Origin of the sequence: Chryseobacterium daecheongense (genome assembly GCA_027920525.1) — a bacterium.
In the GTDB taxonomy this organism is placed as follows: domain Bacteria; phylum Bacteroidota; class Bacteroidia; order Flavobacteriales; family Weeksellaceae; genus Chryseobacterium; species Chryseobacterium proteolyticum.
In genome coordinates, this window is record CP115858.1 from 4,063,864 (window position 1) to 4,082,283 (window position 18,420).

Genomic DNA, 18,420 nt, shown 5'->3' on the forward strand with positions numbered 1-18,420 from the left:
ACTACAAAAACTCAGATAGGTGATCAAAAAGTTTTAGATTAAGAATAAGCAATCTATATTTGCTATACAATTGAACACCACATCACAAAATATTAACGATTAAAATTTACAAATCATGGCAGCAAATTCAAGAGGAATCTTAAAATTCAACGGAGGCGAAGGTCAGAAATTATTAAAGCTTAATTACAGCGTATCAAGATCTACAGACGTTTCAGGACGTGTAGCTTCTGACCCTTCCAACGCAATCATCAAATTAACGATCGAAGCTACAGAAAAATCTGACATCTTAGAAAGCTTACTTAACGGGAAATACAAGCCTACAACAGGTGAAGTTACTTTCAATAAATCTCACGAAGAAGGAACATTAATTACTTTGACATGGGAGAACGGATATGTTATTCAGCACGAAGTAGACTTTGATGCTGTGGATGACAACAGTATGCTGATCAGCTTCATCGTAAGTGCAGAAAAAATCCATTATGGTAACGGTATCTATGAAGGTATCTGGCCAGGTGGAAGCAGCAATTAATTAAACCATCCTAGTAAAAATAAAATTGGTACAGAATAGTTTACTCACCAGAGTTGACTATTCTGTTTTTTCGTTTTGAGATCCATAACTCTATAAAAATATCATATATGTCTATTAATTAGGTGTTTATGATTTTTGGTTTAGAGGGAATATAGAAAATTATCTGATCATAAGATGATTTTATTTCACAACATCAGCTAATCAATTCAAATATTAAGATTATGTTTAAGGATGGTCAATCGCCGAAAATGTCGGCGCCCAAAAATATAAAAGGTCCTGCTGAACAACTGGGAGATACAGTGAAAACACAGGCAATACAAAAGGGTAGTGAAAAAATACAGGAAAAAGCAAATCCGAAAGTTCAGAAAGTAACCCAAAAGCTATCCCAGGCTCAGGCTTATTCAGGCATGGCACAAAATGCTTCCGGTCTTTTTATGAACCAGGTTGTACAGCCTACAGCTCCTTCTGTTATAGAAGATAAAGTATGGTCCAAGCAACCTACTTCCAAAATACATAATGCGAATGCGCTCCCTCAAAGCCAGATCATGGGTATCAATAGGGTGGTGAAACTTGATATTATTATTGAAGGAAAAATTGTAAAACACTTTAAACACTTTAAGCTTAAACAGAGTGCTACAAAACATCATGAATTCGATTTAATGCTTGCTCATGATACACTGGGAAATCCGGAAAACCATAACCTTGAAGAAGCCCAAAATTTCCTTGGAAAAAGAATCACTGTCGTATTTAAATACAAAGATGTTGAAGATGGACCTGAAAGAAGTTTTGTAGGGGTTATTACCGAAGTAGGTTTTAGCCAGGAGAAGGGCAGCCTTGGAAATGTAGTACTTACGGGATCAAGCCCTACCGTTCTGCTTGATGCGGCTCCTCATATCCAGAGCTTTGGAGGAGGTAAAGAAATAAGTTTAAATAGCATCGCAGATCAGGTTATAAAAGAAGGATTAGGGCAAAATAAGTTTGACTTCCGGGTTGATTCACAACATGGAAATGTCTCTTACAGCTCCCAATATGAGGAAACCCATTATAATTATCTTGCAAGAATTGCCGAAGCCTATGGTGAGCAATTCTATTATGACGGTGAAGTTCTTCATTTCGGAAAATTGCCGCCTCAGGAAAAACCAATCAAGCTTACTTATGGCAGCAGCGTTCAGGATATAAAAATAAGAATGAAGGCTCAGCATGTTAATCCTACTTTTTATGGGTATAACAGCAGTAAAAATGAAAAACTTACCACCGGTAATTCAAAAATTACCCATACTTCAGATATTGCCAAGCGTGCATACGAAATTTCAGAAAAAACATTTACAACGCCATCTCTGAGAGTAGCTCCGATTAAGGCTTCATCATTTATGGACATTGACGCATCCCAAAAAGGTACTGCGGGAAGTAAAGCATCCAGTGTTTTCATTACTTCAGGAACCACTACTGTTCCTTTCCTGTATCCAGGATGTACTGCCGATATTGAGATGCGGAAAACAGACAGTAATGAAACCTCTTATTTCACGAAACTCATGATCATAGATATGACTCATGAGGTAGATGCAAGAGGATATTATACAGGAACATTTGATGCGATTGCATCTGATACAGGATTTATTCCACGGCCGGAGTTTGAAACTCCTAAAGCAGAACCTCAGTTTGCCAAAGTGATCTCCAATACCGATCCCTTAAACCAGGGTCGTGTACAGGTACAGTTTGACTGGCAAAACGGATCTGCAACCACGGAATTTATCAGAGTGATGACTCCCGATGGTGGAGGAAGTGAAAAAGTAAGCAAAAATCGTGGATTTATGGCCATCCCTGAAGTCGGAGATCAGGTTGTGGTTAATTTCGTTCATCAGCATCCGGATCGTCCTTTTGTTATGGGAGGCATGTTTCACGGAGGTGTTGGCGGTGGCGGTGGCGCAGGAAATAATATTAAAAGCTTAAGCAGCAGAAGTGGTAATAAACTGGAACTGGATGACGGAGCAGGTTCTGTTTTTTTAACAGATCAGGGAGGTGCGAATATGAAGTTTGATGGTGCCGGTAATGCAACGACCAATGCCAATAACAATAAGACAGTAAAAGTAGGTAATAACAATACAGTAAATACAGGCAGCAAAAATGTCATCAATGTCGGAAGTAAAGATGGCGGTGGTGCCAATTCTGTATTTTCAATGGATAATGCCGGAAATATATCTTTAGAGTGCGACACAAATGTAACGATCAAGACAGGTGCCAGTTCAATTACATTAAAAGCTGACGGAACAATTATCCTCAGCGGAAAGATCATTGGGATCAGTGGAGAGGGAATCGGAGTTGTAGGTACCAAAGGAATTGATCTTTCATCTCCTGCCAATCATCTCGGTGGCGGACAGACCAAGATTGATGGTGGGGACGCATTTATTAATTAAACAGATCTATGAGTGAATCATTCAACATAAAAGATAAATTTTCTGAACAATATACTCTTATAATAGATTCAGATATTAAAGCGGTAAATGTACACATGATTTCCCGTTCACAGTTAAGATGGGATTTCACCGTTCTACAGGTAGCAGAGGATCATATTAAAGTAAAAATAATTGTTCTGGACCACATTCTTCTTGAAGCCAATAATCCTCTAATTAAAGAGGTGGCAGCACTTACGAATGCGTTTTCCAGGTTGTATAATGAATTGTATCTGACCATAAATAATGAAGGCAAAGTAGTGGAAGTTTCCAATATGAATGTCATTCGTTCAAAGTGGCAGCAGACCAAGGCTGAAATGGAAAAGATAGCAGAAAATAATCCTGAAATTAAAAATGCGATTATCTTAAATGATAACATCTTCCAAGATGAAAAGAAGCTGATAGAAGGCATTCAGAATAATGAATTTTTCCTGATGTATTTTAATAAAATCTATGGACGAAAAATCCCGGGAAATTACAAGGAAAATGCATTAAACCTTTTTAATTCAGCCAATGTACACTGGAGTTTTGACCTGAAGAATAGCAGTAATCCATTACTGTCTTCCGATGAAATGATTGTAGAACTTTCCGGAGAACCATCCATTTTATTGAACATAGGATTTTATAACCGGGCGTATATTCAGTTTTCCAATCAGATCGATGTTTCCAAACTGGAAACCTCACTCAACGAAAAAGGGATTTACAGAACGGAAAAATCTACAGGAAGAATCATAGAAGCTTCCCTTACGAGAGAAGAAATTGCCGATCCTGAAAATCTTTATGCAAAATTGAAATATACATTTTATAGCGACGAAATTCTTAAATATAAAATGTCAGATGAATACAATACAGCGACTTCCTGATGTAAAGTCTTATATAAAGAGCATTTCTATAAGAAATTACCGCCTCGGATTTAATTTAAAATTCGACAGGAAAAACTGTATTAAAAGCTTTTTCATCTTTATGGCTAAAGAATATGAAAAAGATCAGGAGAAATTTATCAGAAAAACCGTTTACGGAATTGAACATCAGCGGATCGATGATAGAAACAGGATAAAAGCCCATACTCGAAAACAAACCCTAAAAAGACTGTAATATGGGACATAAGATTATTACAGAAAAAGATTTTTGGATGTGCTCCAGTGGTGCAATGCCTGCACAACTACAGGGAACCAGAAAAAGCAATAAAAAAAGCTCAGGAGAAGTCTACATTACTGTTGCGGATACCGCTACAAGCAGCTGGATAGATTTTGGCTGTACAAAGAATATGCTTTGGGCCGCACTTTTAACCGCTGTGGCTGTAGTGGTAGTGGTCGCCTTAATTGTAGGTACCGGAGGTGTTGCTGCCATAGGTCTTATCGGAATGATGGCTATAGGCGCAGCGGCAGGGGTTGCAGGTGGAGTTATTGCAGCCGTAGACGGAGCATTAAAGTGTGGGCAAAAAAATGCGACGGCAAGAACATGGGATGGAAGTAAGAGCAATCTAATACTTACAGGCACTCCAGGTATTACAGGAGACCGTACCATGACCTGTTCTATAGGTGGAGTGGTAAAATTTGCCCCTGAAATCAAAAGCTGGACCCATGCTTTAGCTTTGGGTAGCTTTAATTATGTCACTCAGCTTGCAGGCTGTGCCCTTGGTGGTGCGGCGGTAGGAGCCGGAGGATTTCTGGTCTCGGGACTGGCAGGCGGATCACTAGCCGTAGCAGCGCCAACTTTTTCCAGTGTTCTCTCAAACGTTGCCGGAAGTTTTACCGGCATTTGGGGAGGCAGCCGTGCATTGTTCGGATTGAATGCGCTGGCTAATGAGCATGCTTATGGAAATGTTCAGAATGCCGGGGATGCCGGAGCTGTTTTAGTCAATGGAGGAATTCCGGAAATTGGTATGGGACAGCGTATTTTTACCGGACAGGCTCATCCTTCTGACTATCTTCTGTTTTTATATTTATTAAATATAAAAGTGAAGGAACCTGCACCACCCATTAAAGAGCAGAATAGTGGAGGCGATAAAGATGGAAATAATACTTCTAAAGAAGAAGGAAACAAAACGCCTGAAGAAGAAGGAGCTAATGGAAGCAAAGGACAAGGAGAAACAACAACAAAACCCAATGAAGGCGGGGAAGCAAATTCTTATGAAAGTAGTCAGCCTGGTGATCCGCCTGGTACCTATAGAGATAGCAATGGAAGATTGAAAGATTCTCAAACTCATAAATTCGTTAAGGATCCTAATGCCCAGGTTGCAGAACCAACCGAACCTAATCCTAATAACCCAAATGATACAAATCGACCAAGCTGGAGAAAAAGTGAAATTGATGCGGAACAAATGTATCCTGGTTATGATACTCAAAAAAGTTTCATTGATGGCAAAGAAGTGCCGTATGGAACGGAAGGAAGTACAAGGCCTGATTTATATAATACAGGACATAGTGTTGAGGTGAAAAATTATGATGTCACATCTAATACGGGTCGAAGAAATTTAACGAATGAGCTTAACAGACAATATACAGACAGATTACAAAATCTTCCACCAGGAACAAGACAGACAGCAGTAATTGATGTTAGAGGCCAAAATATGTCTCCTGAGGCATTAGTTCAGTTAGAATCTAGTATTCAAAAGAGTTGTCCGAATCTAGAGGTAATTTTTATTCAATAATTAATATATTTATAAAAAATAAATAATGACAGGATTAAAGGTAGGACCTATATTTTATAAGATAGGCACGGGTGATTTTTTACATTCTTTTTTTTCTACAATTGCTTATAATCTGGAAAATAATAAATGGGGCAGTAGATTTCCATTGCTAATGAATGAATTGTATTATAAAACTTTACCCGCAGATAAGGTAGATGAAGCAATTAATGAATTAAAAACGATCCAAAAAGAATTGGAAGAATATTCACCATCTATGATAGTGTGGGATATTGAGGATCTGTCGAAACAACCACCTTGGGGAGATAATATTGCCGAAAGAATAACCGATCTGTCCAATTATTTTTATACCAATGATGGTGAAGATCTTTTTAATGTCTTCTATAAAGCCTTTGATGCTGCAAAAAGTATTAATAAAGATATTAATATCCATAGTATGTAATCTTTACTAGAAGTATATTAAAAAACAAAGCTTACCAAGAGAAATGAAGATTCATGGAATTTGAAGATTTAGAAAAAGACTTACAAGCTGAAGTAGAAAAAGGAGAAGAGATTGCGATTGAAAATATTCAGAATGGCGTGCGGTTTTCTCCATTTATTTATTTTGGCGAAAAAAATATTAAAAAGATGATTGCGGACTCTTTGGATGAAGCTATTGAAATGGCAGAAGAAGAAATAGAAAGCATTGATGAAGAGACGGTGGTTTTAATCTACAGTAATAAGATTACTCTTAAAGACGATAGTTTTGATGCTATTGTTTCTCAGGTATATAATGTTGATGAAGGTTCAGGGTATTCTTTTGGCCTGGTTTATAAAATAGAAGATAATAAAATGAAATTTCTTAATAAAAGAGTGTTTCTGGTAAATGTAAGGAACTGCCTTATTTTTTAATTTAAAATATACAACCCCATATAAAATATAAATCCTAAAAACCAGATATGGGAAATAAGATTATTACAGAAAAAGACTTCTGGATGTGCTCCAGTGGTGCAATGCCTGCACAATTGCAGGGAACCAGAAAAAGCAATAAAAAAAGCTCAGGAGAAGTCTATATCACTGTAGCGGATACCGCCACAAGCAGCTGGATCGATTTCGGCTGTACAAAAAATATGCTTTGGGCCGCACTTTTAACTGCTGTGGCTGTAGTGGTAGTAGTTGCCTTAATTGTAGGTACCGGAGGAGTTGCTGCTATAGGTCTTATCGGAATGATGGCTATAGGCGCAGCTGCTGGGGTTGCAGGTGGAGTTATTGCAGCCGTAGACGGAGCATTGAAGTGTGGGCAAAAAAATGCGACGGCAAGAACATGGGATGGAAGTAAGAGCAATCTAATACTTACGGGAACTCCAGGTATTACAGGGGACCGTACCATGACCTGTTCTATAGGTGGAGTGGTAAAATTTGCTCCTGAAATCAAAAGCTGGACCCATGCTTTAGCTTTGGGTAGCTTTAATTATGTCACTCAGCTTGCAGGCTGTGCCCTTGGTGGTGCGGCGGTAGGGGCTGGAGGATTTCTGGTCTCGGGACTGGCAGGCGGATCACTAGCCGTAGCAGCGCCAACCTTTTCCAGTGTTCTCTCAAACGTTGCCGGAAGTTTTACCGGAATTTGGGGAGGCAGCCGTGCATTGTTCGGATTAAATGCGCTGGCTAATGAGCATGCTTATGGAAATGTTCAGGATGCCGGTGATGCCGGAGCTGCTTTAGTCAATGGAGGAATTCCTGAAATAGGTATGGGAAAACGTATTTTTACCGGACAGGCCCATCCGTCCGATTATCTTCTTTTCCTATATTTGCTTAATATTAAAGTGAAAGAGCCTGCTCCGCCTATAAAAGAATCAAACAGCGGTGGTGATAAGGATGGAAATACTCCTTCCGATAATGACGCAAATACCGGTAATAAAGAAGAAGGAAAACCAAAAGATGAAGGTCAGCCAAAGGACGAAGAACCACCAAAAGACGAGAAACAGCAAGCGGCAGAGGAAGATGGACCTAACGGAAATAAAGGACAAGGTGATGAAGGGCAAAACAATTCCGGAGAAAATAAAAAAGGTGATGCTTATGAAAGTACACCTCAAAAACCTAGTGATAAATTAATTGCTGATACAGAGGCGAAGGCTAAAGAAATTGTAGAAACTCAAAGTGCTAAAGAAAGGGGACCATGTTTATCAGGCGTATATGATCCTGCAACAGGTAAAACCTTTTTTGGACAAAACTTTAAAAATAACGTAACAGGCAAGAATGCTTATGAAAAATGGTTGAGTGATCCTCCTGAATTGGGTGGTGCAGATCCTCTTATCAAACAAAAAGTAGCAGAGTACGAAGCTAAAATTAAAAGTGGTGAAATAAAACTTCCTGAAACTGCAGACAACCGATTAGCAGCTCACTCTGAAATAAGAGCTTACGATCAGGCTTTAAAAGCAAGAAGGGAAGCCGGTCTTCCGGTAGATGAAAATTCAATCCGGGAAATGGATCTTCACAATAGGGATTTACAGAATAATGCAATTAAAAATAATAATGGAACACCTCCTCCTAAGGTAAGATGCCCTCATTGTGGTTTCCTGACAGATGGAATAAACACTCATGGACATAAATAATAAACTTATATGATTGACAAAAATGCAGAGCTGAGATTAGAAGATACTGATGATCGTTTGTATACTAAAAATGATAGTAACGGATTTGCTGTATATTTTTTAGATAAAGAATGTAAAGAACCCTTTACGGGAGAAATATATGTAAAATTCAAAGATGCTATAGAATCTGAAGCCCAATATAAGAATGGCTACAAAAATGGGATCGAATACATCTATGATTCTGACGGAAATCTGGAGCAGGCTAATGAAAACAAAGGCAATGTAATGTATGGTGTTTCAAAAGAATATGATGAAGATGGGAATATTGTAAATGCAAGCATCGTTTTTAATAATGAGTATCTGAAATCTATTGAACTTATTGATGGGACATTTCAGGAAACAACTTCTTACCAGGATAAATTCGGAGAATTTTTGCCGGATTATTTACGGGAATTGTTAAGCCTTTCCAAAGAAGAATTGTTTAATTATGAATTTAAACCTGATAATCCGCATCTTAATTATAGTAAAAAATAAAGAAGACCTGAAAAGGTCTTCTTTTATTTGATGGAACTTTAAAATTAAAAATCTCATCTTTAATTGTAGAACATAAATATTCCTATTTTCTTATATTTGTTCATTATAGAAAATATGGACGCAACTCAAGATAAAAGGTTATTTCTCATCGATGCTTATGCGATGATTTTCAGAGGATATTACGCATTGATCAGAAATCCAAGGTTAACGAGTACGGGAATTGATACTTCGGCTATTTTTGGTTTTACAAACTCTCTGATCGAATTGATCAGAAGAGAAAGACCTACGCATTTGGCAGTGGTGTTTGATGTAGGACAAGCCAGTGTAAGAACAGATGATTTTGCAGATTATAAGGCGAACAGAAGTGAAACCCCTGAGGCGATCAAGATTGCCGTTCCGTACATTCACAGGATTTTGGAAGCCATGCATATCCCTTACTTAGGGGTTGAAGGATATGAAGCGGATGACGTAATCGGTACCATTGCCTGCAAAGCAGAAAAAGAAGGATATACTACTTTTATGGTAACACCCGACAAAGACTTTGCCCAATTGGTTACCGATAAAATCAAGATCTATAAACCAGGTTTAAAGGGAGGAGATATAGAAATTCTTGGTGTAGAAGAAGTAAAAGCTAAATATGAAATCGATGATCCGAAACAGGTGATTGACTTCCTGGCGATGATGGGGGATGCCGTAGATAATATTCCGGGATTAGAAGGAGTAGGAGAAAAAACTGCGATGAAATTCCTGAAAGAATACGGAAGTATCGAAAATCTTTTAGCCAATACCCATCAGTTAAAAGGAAAGTTGAAAGAAAAAGTAGAAGCATCGGCAGAAAGAGGAATTTTATCTAAAAAACTAGCCACCATTATTTGTGATGCTCCTATCGAGTTCCATCAGGAACAATACGATCTTGAAACTCCTGATTTTGAAAAAGTAAAACAGGTTTTTGACGAGATAGAATTCAGAAGATTATATGAAAATCTTTACCGTGCTTTTGCTCCTACAGAAACTGTTGTGGTAAGTGAGGTTGAGGTTACACAGACTCCTGCCGGAACTCAGGTAAAGGGTCAGGTTACACAGCTTGATCTGTTTGCTACTTATGAGGAATTGGATCAGGCGACTTCTACAAAATCAACAATAGAACACAACGAACATTTATACCAGTTTATAGATAATCCTAAGGCACAGAAAATCCTTGTTAACAATTTATTACAGCAAAGGGTAGTATGTTTTGATACAGAAACAACTTCTTTAAATGAGTTGGAAGCTGAATTGGTAGGAATGAGTTTCTCCTATAAGAAAGGATTGGCTTATTACATACCTTTGTCAGAAGATCAAGGAGAAGTGCTGCAAACATTAGAAATTTTCAGACCTTTTTTTGAAAAAGAAGATCTTCTTAAGGTAGCCCATAACCTGAAATTCGATTACAAGATATTAAAGCAATACGGCATTACTGTAAAAGGTGCAATGTTCGATACTATGATTGCTCATTATCTTCTGAATCCGGACGGAAGACACGGAATGGATTACCTTTCAGAAGTATATTTAAATTATAAACCTGTTTCCATAGAAACCATTATTGGTAAAAAAGGTAAGAAGCAGGGAACTTTCAGAGACGCAGATTTAAGGACACAAACGGACTATGCTGCGGAAGACGCAGATGTAACGTTCCAATTATATGAGCTTTTTGCTCCGCAATTGAAAAAAGAAAACCTTGAAGACCTGTTTTTTAAAATAGAAATGCCATTAATGGTCGTTCTGGCAAAAATGGAACTGGCGGGGATTTCTCTTGATGAAAAATGGTTGGCTCAGGAAAGTATTGACCTTGAAAACGATCTGAAACAGCTTGAATCTAAAATTTTCGAGTTTTCAGGAGAGGAATTCAATATGAACTCTCCTAAGCAATTAGGAGAAATATTATTTGAAAAGATGCAGCTTGATCCGAAAGCTAAAAAAACTAAAACAGGGCAATATGCTACTTCAGAAGATGTTCTTCAAAAACTTTCTTCAAAGCATGAGATCATTCAGCATATCCTGGAATACAGAACCTATCAGAAACTGAAATCAACATATGTAGATGCCTTACCATCCCAGATTGATAAAGATGAGCGTGTACATACCAATTTCTCGCAGACAACTGCTGCAACCGGACGTCTGGCAAGTGTAAATCCGAATTTGCAGAATATTCCGATCAGAACATTGAGAGGACAACAGATTCGTGGTGCATTTGTTTCCGGAGAAGGAAAGAAAATCATCTCAGCCGATTATTCTCAGATCGAATTACGTTTGATTGCTGAGATTTCAGGTGAAAATAATATGATCAAAGCGTTCCAGGACGGTGAAGATATCCACGCTTCTACAGCTGCGAAACTCTTTAAAATTCCTTTGGAAGAAGTATCCAAAACACAAAGAGGGCAGGCTAAAACAGTTAACTTCGGAATCATTTACGGTCAGGGCGCTTTCGCACTAGCAGAACAAACAGGGCTATCCAGATCAGAAGCCAAACAGATGATCGAAGCTTATTTTGAGACCTATCCGAAGCTGAAAGAGTATATGGCTGAGCAGGTTAAAAAAGCCCGCGAGCTAGGATATGTAGAAACTATTTTAGGAAGAAAGCGTTATTTAAAAGATATCAACTCCAATAACTTTGTTGTGCGTGGCCATGCAGAGCGGAATGCCGTCAATGCTCCTGTTCAGGGAAGCGCGGCAGATGTTGTAAAAATGGCAATGATCAAAATTGACAAGCAATTGGATGAACAAAATCTTCAAACCAAAATGCTGCTGCAGGTACATGACGAATTGGTATTTGAATCACCGATCGAAGAAATTGAAGTAGCTACAAAACTTATCAAAACCGAAATGGAAAGTGCCATCGAAACGCAGGTTCCTTTATTGGTTGAGGTTGGAGTAGGGAACAACTGGCTGGAAGCCCATTAAAATACAATTGTTTCATGTAACAATAAAAAAATGCTGAATTGAATTCAGCATTTTTTCGTTGATAATTATTGATCTTAAAGGATTGGTTCCAAATAGGTGAACTGTATCGATTTACTATTCCAGAATACAGATGATTTTTTTTGGACACCATTGATTTTAAACTCAATGGGTTTGAACGGAATTCTAAAGCTATCGATGCTGTATTTTCCATTTGTCCGTCCCAAAAGTAATAATTTTTGTTCGGGAGCTAATTTAACCATGTTAAGAAACTCTCCGGCAGCAATTCCTATTTGCCCTAAGGTTAATAAAACACTGATAGGACATTGTACCTGAAATTTAGGGTCCAGCAGAAGACTATGAAGAGGACTTGGTTGTATAGATGCATTGTATAATATATCATCGGGCTTGATATGTAAAAGAAGGTTTTCTCCTTCACGTGCTGAGATGATAGATATTTTTGATACGGACTCTGGTATACTAATGTCAATATCACTTGATACTCTTTTATCATAATCGGAAAAGCAAAAGAAAATATGTCCAAGGTCCACAGGCTTTAACTCAAGATTGGACTGCAGAGTAGCATCGACATTACCATAGTATTGCATGCTCATTTCTGAAAGATCCGGATTGAAACGGAGAGATTGAAAATGAACAAACGCTTTTCCGTTACCGGATATTTCTCCTTTAAATCTTCCCAAAGCTAAGAAATCCAGTGTTTCCCTCCAGACGTTACAGGCTGCTACTTTGGCTTCATTTTCAACTTGATGGGCAATACGAGCCGTTTCACGGGCGGCCTGCCAAATGACTCTTTGCGCCTCTCTTCGTACTCTGCACGCAGCCCTTGTACTGTGACATATCGGGTCCCATCTGGAGCATCTCCAGTTACAGCTTGGGCCTTTAAAATCAGGATATTTAAAATCAGTTCTTACTTTCTGGCAGTTGATATCATCTCTTTTTACTTCCAGCTTCTCATTGAATGAAGTCTGAGGAATAATGAAATTTTGTTTTAAAATAATAGGATTGGAAAAGGCTTCATTGAAAATCGATGAAATCTCTGCTTTGCTTACATTAGCCGTTACTGAAGATTTTGTATCAATAGGCTCAAAAACGCTTAGCCATAAATTTTCATACCTTTCACTAAATGATTTGAACAGTTTAGATAACTCAGCTTCACTTCTAGGTTTGCTTTGAGAAAGACTTATTAAGTCATTAATTAAAGGCTTCTCTTTTGTTAATTCAGCCATTATCGAAATACCTGTGGATTGTATTCTTACTGATGATTTTTTTACAAACCGTGATATTCTTATGGAGTCAGCAATAATTTCAGTATCCGGATTTTTAAACATTTCCTTTAGGCTAAGCTGATAAGATTGTCCCCAGCCAATATTAATAATTGTTGGCTTTTTAAAAATTTGTCCGTTCACATTGTCGATATAATTTTTAAGAATGGGGGAAAGCAATTTTGCCAATACCTTTTGTGATATTTTGGGATGTTTCAAAAATTGAATGCTTTCAATTTTTAAAGAAGTTAAAGCACTTCTCAGGTATAAAGAATCTGATTTGGTAGAAACAGCAGTAACCCCTTTGAAATTCCCCGTGGCTTCTATACTATATTTAGGAAACCTGACTGAAAAATCAGCTTCTACAAATATTCCCTGTTTATCAAAGGATAGTTTTGGAGTTACATTTTGTACCAGGATGTTCTCATCATTTATCGCTTCCGCTGCTTTTTTGATCTCAGGAGGTAAATATTGCAGAATGATATCCCTATCTATATTTACTCCTATATGGGGGCTGAAATCAGTAAGCTCAGAAAGGTTTTTTTCAACCGAGGTATATTGCTGGTCGATGGTAGAAACAGGCGGAAATTTTTTATTCAATGCGGTTTTTAGCGGAGTACAGCTGCCTAGAAAAAGCAAGACGCTGAATAGGCTTAAAGTTTTTGATAAATAATTTTTCATGGCTCTTTGTTTTGGTTAGTTTTATCTCTAAACAAAGTTGGAATAATCACCATTCAGTTTCAATTACCCTTTTTCGCTATTTTTTTTAAATAAGAAAAAGCCTTAAACTATTGTTAAGGCTGCCATTATTACGGTTAATTTTTTTATTAGAATTCTGAATCTATTTAGCTTTTGAAAGTGCCATTTTCACGGCGAGAAAAACCAGTACACTGGCCATAAACCATTTTTGTATTCGCACCCAGAGAGGATTTTTAGCAAAAAAGGAAGCTACTTTTGCTGCGGTCAGAACAATGATGAAATTGATGGTGAAACTTGTGAAGGCCTGTATCATCCCAAGTTCAATACTTTGTGTAAAAATAGAGCCATATTGAGGTTTTATAAACTGTGGGAAAAAGGAAAGGTAAAAAACAGCGACCTTTGGATTAAGAACATTCGTTAAAAAACCAACGGTAAAGAGTTTTCGGGGACTGTCTATGGTCATGTCTTTATCCACTTCAAAGATGTTCTTACTGTTGGGTTTGATAGCCTGATAAGCAAGGTATAAAAGATATACTGTTCCCAATGTTTTTAAAATAATATAAGCGTATGGAACCGCAAATAATACAGCGGTAAGTCCAAAAGAAACCATGACAATATGAAATAAAAAGCCACAGACCACACCGGCAAGAGAAATCAGTCCCGCTTTTTTTCCCTGTGTAATGGATCTTGAAATCAAATAGATCATGTTAGGCCCGGGACTTATGACCAGAATAAGCGCTGCCAGAGCGAAAAATAAAAGATCATGGATAGGAATCATAATTTTTCACAAAGGTATAAAAATGCCTTAAAAGGAGAGTCTAAATACTATTCCGATCTTGCTTTTTCACTTCATAAAACTTTTTTAGAGGTTTTTTTAATCAAAAAGAGTAAAAAATAGATAAAAATATTTTTCATTTCGACAAAATTTGTAAATTTGTCAAATATTTCTATACAGAAAATTAACCAGATGAGTCAACCACTTTCCCAGGAAGAAATTTTAAAAAGCCAGATTTTACAGACCGCACAGGATCTGTATCAAAGGTATGGCATTAAAAAGGTGACGATGGATGATGTAGCTAAAGCTGTGGGAAAGACCAGAAGTGCTCTTTATTATTATTTCAAAAACAGGGATGAGCTTTTTGAGGCAGTTATGATTTCCTTAGTAGATGAAGTGAAGGATGAGCTGGAAAAGATGATTTATAAAGAAGAAACTTTAGAATCGCGCATCCGGGCTTTTTGTTTTGCTAAAGTAAAGGGTTTTAAAAAGACCAGAAACTTTATAACAGCTATTGAAGCACGTATGGATAGCGAGGAACGCTCTAAATATTCTGACATTATATGGGAAATTCATCAGAGGATGATGCGTTCTGAGACTGCTTTGTTAAAAAAAGTAATTCGCGATGCTGTAACAGCAGGTGAAATTAATGAACCTGATTCCACAGCTCTAGATGTTCTCTTGTTTGTTTTACTGAGCAGCATTCGTGGGATCCGACGTGAATCAGTTAGTGAGAATTATAAGGATCAATGGGAAGATGGTGCAGAAATGTTTGCCCAAATGATTGTTGAGAAGATAAAAGGATGATTTTTTTTATTCAAAATTTGACGTTTTGATGATTTTTGTCAAATAGTTAGATTGGAGTTGTATTAGTAATTAAAACAAGATATTATACATAATGAATATCAGCAGTGTAAGCACATTCAGGGCTTTTAAAAGTGGCAATTTCAAATATTATTTTGCAGGACGTTCCATATCCCAGTTTGGAACATGGATGCAGCGAACAGCTATTGTATGGCTCATCTATTCGCTTACCCATTCTTCGTTTATGTTGGGGGTTACAGTGTTTGCTGAGCAATTTCCTTCATTCCTTTTTTCTTTTGCCGGAGGGGTTGCGGCAGACCGGTTCAACAGGAGTACGATCATACGATGGACACAGATTGCGGCAGTATTGCAAACATCATTACTGGCGGTCTTATTTTTAACCCATCATATTGTTGTCTGGCAAATTCTGGCTTTAAGTGTGGTGTTGGGAATAATCAATGCTTTTGATGTTCCGGCAAGGCAAACAATGATCAGCCAGGTAGTGATGGAGGAAAGTGATGTTCCAAGTGCACTTTCTCTCAGCTCTGCAACATCAAGTATCAGCAAGGTATTAGGTCCTGCAGTTGCGGGTTTTGTATTAGAGCATTGGAATGTCGGTTTTTGTTTTGTACTTAATGCAATTGGTTTTATGATTGTAATTGTCTGTTTTTCGATGATGAAGTTGCCGACATATGAAAAGAAAACAACGCATAAAAAAGTACTCTCAGAATTCAAAGAGGGGTGGGTTTATCTTAAAAATGAGTCCAGAATCGGCTTGGTAATTCTTATGCTTTCCCTGATGGGTTTACTGGTTTTACCTTACGATACTTTAATTCCTGAGGTTGCTAAAATTACTTTTAAAGGAAGTGCATCCACTTTTGGATATATTTCAGGATTTATAGGTTTAGGAGCTGTTTCAGGAACCATTTTACTGGCCTCACTCAAAAGAAATGATAAGCTCAGGTTCTATCTTGTTCTGAGTACAGCAGCCCTTGGTTTGGGGCTCATTCTGTTTTCGCAGTCAACAAATTTTTACTGGGCAATGCTGTTTGTGGTCTTTACAGGATTTGGAAGTGTGATGCAACTGACCAGCTGTAATATTATCGTGCAGTCCGAAGCGGCACCTCATATGAAAGGGAGGGCGATCAGTATTTTATTAACGGCTATTTTTGGAATGCTTCCGTTGGGAAGTTTAGTCACAGGATATGCTTCAGAGCATATAGGAAGTAGTAATACACTCCTGATTCAAGGAATACTCGCAATCCTGATAGCAATATGTTTCTACAGGTTATTTACAATTCCTGAAAAAAATAAAGTATCCTCTCCGGAAAAAGAGGAATTCACTCGTGAAACAATTTAATATTAAAAAAAATGCAAGAAACAAACAAAAGCGCTTTGCTGGTAATGGATATGCAAAATTCTATTTTACAGAATATTGACGATCCGAAGCCATTAGTCAGCAATATTTCCAAAGCCATTTCTCATGCGAGGTCAAACGGGATCCCGGTTATTTACGTCGTGGTTGCTTTCAGACCCGGAGCTCCTGAGATCAGTGAACATAACAAAACTTTTTCCAGATTTGGAAACAAAGAAATGTGGACTCCGGAATTTGCAGCACAATGGCAGGAGATTCACCAGAAAGTCCAACCTGAAAAAGATGAAGTGATCGTAACAAAAAAACGGTTCAGTGCATTTACAGGAAGTGATCTGGAGGTTGTATTAAGAGGAAAGGAGATCCGACATCTTATACTGACTGGCATCAGTACTTCGGGAGTAGTATTATCTACTTTACGGGAAGCTGCAGATAAGGATTATGAATTGACGGTGATTGAAGATTGTTGTGCAGACAGGGATTCTGAAGTTCATCAGGTACTTACTGCTAAAGTATTTCCTATTCAGGCCGAGGTGGTCAGTTTGGGTAATTGGATAGGATAAAAAATCAAAACTCCGGATAATAATCCGGAGTTTTGATTTTTTCTTAGTTCTCATTTATTTTAATGGAGTTTTCTTTATATTTTCCACTTCTTTCTCCATTCTGTTTTCCCAGCCTTTTCCATTTCTTTTATCCAAGTAGGGTTGCACTGTTTCTTTATATTTTTTTTCGCCTTTTACTGATATAAAGATCAGTTTGTTTCTCATTGTTAAATATTTGATCAGCGGTCTTTAAATAAAATTTGATAAACTTTTAAAATAATAAATCCAATCACAAAAAGTGCTATAGCAAGAACAATAGCCCTAAAATAAAGCTTTTGATATGCCGGATAATCAGAAGGAACTTTAAAATCATCAGCTGACTGAATCTTATTTTCCTTCAATATTTTTTCAATTCTGGCAGCATCTTTTTTATTGAAGTAAAATCTGATATCACCGGAAGCAGTTTGCATTTCAGAATCAGTCCAGTATTCAATATTAGCTTCGCAGAGCTTGCTTTCGAAGTCTATGGATTTTCGGAAAGGAATGTAGATCCGGTATTGTTCGTTATCAAAAATGGTTGGTTTCATAGGTTCTCAGATACTGTATATTAGTTCACGGTTCCTATAGCCAGAAAAACGATCAGCATAAAACCTGTAATACCTAAAATAAAAATGGAAAATTTCTTAATATCTTCAAAACTCCTTCCTTTTTTTAAGATCAATCTTCTGAAGCCGTTTGATATTAATGAGAGTAATGCTGTGATAAAGACCAGTCCCAGAGCAGAGCATACTCCCGGCCCGGGAAATGTTTGTAAGGTATTTTTATTTCCGGAATGAGGAAGAAAATCATACAGGAAAAGTGCATTCCACGCAATAATCAGCAATATAGGGACTAAAGGTTTTAAAGGAAATCCACCCTGCATTTGCTGTTCAATAATTGTATAATTCTTTGGAGGTGCAGTATTTTCTTTAGCTGCTAAAAATCCGGTTTTTTCTATTTCATTGATTATTCCTGCAGGATCTCTAAAGGTCCAGAAAATAACATTTGAATTGTACTTCTCAACGCGATGATCGATTTTGATTCCCTGTCCGATCAGAGGAATTGAAGTGTACGGCTTTATAGAGATAATATCCTGAGGTTGGAAAACAAGATTGCCTACCAGGGAAGCATTAATCTTTAGTATATCTGCATCAACATACAGGTCAGCAAATGGATAAGTGGCATTGGCAAGACCAATCCTTGCACCACCTGTTAATGTGAAGTTTTTTTCCATAA

Annotated in this window: 18 protein-coding genes; 13 read left to right on the forward strand and 5 right to left on the reverse strand. The window is 37.5% G+C overall.

Annotated features, from left to right (window positions below):
• The first annotated feature begins 115 nt into the window (after nucleotides 1-115).
• From tssD to polA, 10 genes are all read left to right on the forward strand, one after another.
• On the forward strand, nucleotides 116-529 hold the full coding sequence (tssD, locus tag PFY10_18215; protein ID WBV56137.1) for a type VI secretion system tube protein TssD: 414 nt from the start codon (nucleotides 116-118) through the stop codon (nucleotides 527-529).
• 248 nt (nucleotides 530-777) lie between these two features.
• Nucleotides 778-2,943: a phage baseplate assembly protein V gene (locus PFY10_18220; GenBank protein WBV56138.1), complete on the forward strand. Its 2,166-nt coding sequence runs from the start codon at nucleotides 778-780 to the stop codon at nucleotides 2,941-2,943.
• Nucleotides 2,944-2,951: 8 nt separating this feature from the next.
• The gene (locus PFY10_18225; protein WBV56139.1) at nucleotides 2,952-3,842 is read left to right on the forward strand and encodes a hypothetical protein; all 891 of its coding nucleotides are present in this window, start codon (nucleotides 2,952-2,954) and stop codon (nucleotides 3,840-3,842) included.
• Nucleotides 3,817-4,074 (forward strand): hypothetical protein, encoded by a 258-nt coding sequence (locus PFY10_18230; protein WBV56140.1) that lies wholly within the window; start codon nucleotides 3,817-3,819, stop codon nucleotides 4,072-4,074. Before PFY10_18225 ends, PFY10_18230 begins: the two co-directional genes overlap by 26 nt.
• A gap of 1 nt (nucleotide 4,075) precedes the next feature.
• Nucleotides 4,076-5,632 (forward strand): hypothetical protein, encoded by a 1,557-nt coding sequence (locus PFY10_18235; GenBank protein ID WBV56141.1) that lies wholly within the window; start codon nucleotides 4,076-4,078, stop codon nucleotides 5,630-5,632.
• A 25-nt stretch (nucleotides 5,633-5,657) separates the two neighbouring features.
• A complete protein-coding gene (locus PFY10_18240) occupies nucleotides 5,658-6,071 on the forward strand; it encodes an immunity 70 family protein (protein WBV56142.1) in 414 nt (137 codons plus the stop codon).
• Between the two features lie 53 nt (nucleotides 6,072-6,124).
• Nucleotides 6,125-6,520: a hypothetical protein gene (locus tag PFY10_18245; protein ID WBV56143.1), complete on the forward strand. Its 396-nt coding sequence runs from the start codon at nucleotides 6,125-6,127 to the stop codon at nucleotides 6,518-6,520.
• A gap of 47 nt (nucleotides 6,521-6,567) precedes the next feature.
• Nucleotides 6,568-8,220, forward strand: coding sequence for a hypothetical protein (locus PFY10_18250; protein ID WBV56144.1), 1,653 nt, complete (start codon nucleotides 6,568-6,570; stop codon nucleotides 8,218-8,220).
• Nucleotides 8,221-8,229: 9 nt separating this feature from the next.
• Nucleotides 8,230-8,733: a hypothetical protein gene (locus PFY10_18255; protein WBV56145.1), complete on the forward strand. Its 504-nt coding sequence runs from the start codon at nucleotides 8,230-8,232 to the stop codon at nucleotides 8,731-8,733.
• 114 nt (nucleotides 8,734-8,847) lie between these two features.
• Entirely contained in the window at nucleotides 8,848-11,673 is a 2,826-nt protein-coding gene (polA, locus tag PFY10_18260; GenBank protein ID WBV56146.1) for a DNA polymerase I, read from the forward strand.
• 74 nt (nucleotides 11,674-11,747) lie between these two features.
• On the opposite strand, the gene PFY10_18265 is transcribed toward polA, so the two are convergent.
• Nucleotides 11,748-13,634: a hypothetical protein gene (locus PFY10_18265; GenBank protein ID WBV56147.1), complete on the reverse strand. Its 1,887-nt coding sequence runs from the start codon at nucleotides 13,632-13,634 to the stop codon at nucleotides 11,748-11,750.
• 160 nt (nucleotides 13,635-13,794) lie between these two features.
• A complete protein-coding gene (locus PFY10_18270; protein ID WBV56148.1) occupies nucleotides 13,795-14,430 on the reverse strand; it encodes a LysE family translocator in 636 nt (211 codons plus the stop codon).
• 189 nt (nucleotides 14,431-14,619) lie between these two features.
• On the opposite strand from PFY10_18270, the gene PFY10_18275 reads away from it, so the two are divergent.
• The 3 genes from PFY10_18275 to PFY10_18285 all read left to right on the forward strand — a co-directional run bounded on the left by PFY10_18275 (nucleotide 14,620) and on the right by PFY10_18285 (nucleotide 17,166).
• Nucleotides 14,620-15,234, forward strand: coding sequence for a TetR/AcrR family transcriptional regulator (locus tag PFY10_18275; protein WBV56149.1), 615 nt, complete (start codon nucleotides 14,620-14,622; stop codon nucleotides 15,232-15,234).
• A gap of 91 nt (nucleotides 15,235-15,325) precedes the next feature.
• Nucleotides 15,326-16,591 (forward strand): MFS transporter, encoded by a 1,266-nt coding sequence (locus PFY10_18280; GenBank protein ID WBV56150.1) that lies wholly within the window; start codon nucleotides 15,326-15,328, stop codon nucleotides 16,589-16,591.
• 11 nt (nucleotides 16,592-16,602) lie between these two features.
• Nucleotides 16,603-17,166, forward strand: a complete 564-nt coding sequence (locus tag PFY10_18285) for a cysteine hydrolase (GenBank protein ID WBV56151.1) — start codon at nucleotides 16,603-16,605, stop codon at nucleotides 17,164-17,166.
• A gap of 54 nt (nucleotides 17,167-17,220) precedes the next feature.
• On the opposite strand, the gene PFY10_18290 is transcribed toward PFY10_18285, so the two are convergent.
• From PFY10_18290 to PFY10_18300, 3 genes are read right to left on the reverse strand one after another with little or no spacing between them, the layout of a single operon-like run.
• Nucleotides 17,221-17,370: a hypothetical protein gene (locus PFY10_18290; GenBank protein ID WBV56152.1), complete on the reverse strand. Its 150-nt coding sequence runs from the start codon at nucleotides 17,368-17,370 to the stop codon at nucleotides 17,221-17,223.
• A 14-nt stretch (nucleotides 17,371-17,384) separates the two neighbouring features.
• Nucleotides 17,385-17,732 carry a hypothetical protein gene (locus PFY10_18295; protein WBV56153.1) on the reverse strand — a complete coding sequence of 116 codons (348 nt, stop codon included), beginning with the start codon at nucleotides 17,730-17,732 and terminating at the stop codon, nucleotides 17,385-17,387.
• A gap of 20 nt (nucleotides 17,733-17,752) precedes the next feature.
• The gene (locus PFY10_18300; GenBank protein ID WBV56154.1) at nucleotides 17,753-18,418 is read right to left on the reverse strand and encodes a hypothetical protein; all 666 of its coding nucleotides are present in this window, start codon (nucleotides 18,416-18,418) and stop codon (nucleotides 17,753-17,755) included.
• Nucleotides 18,419-18,420 lie beyond the last annotated feature (2 nt).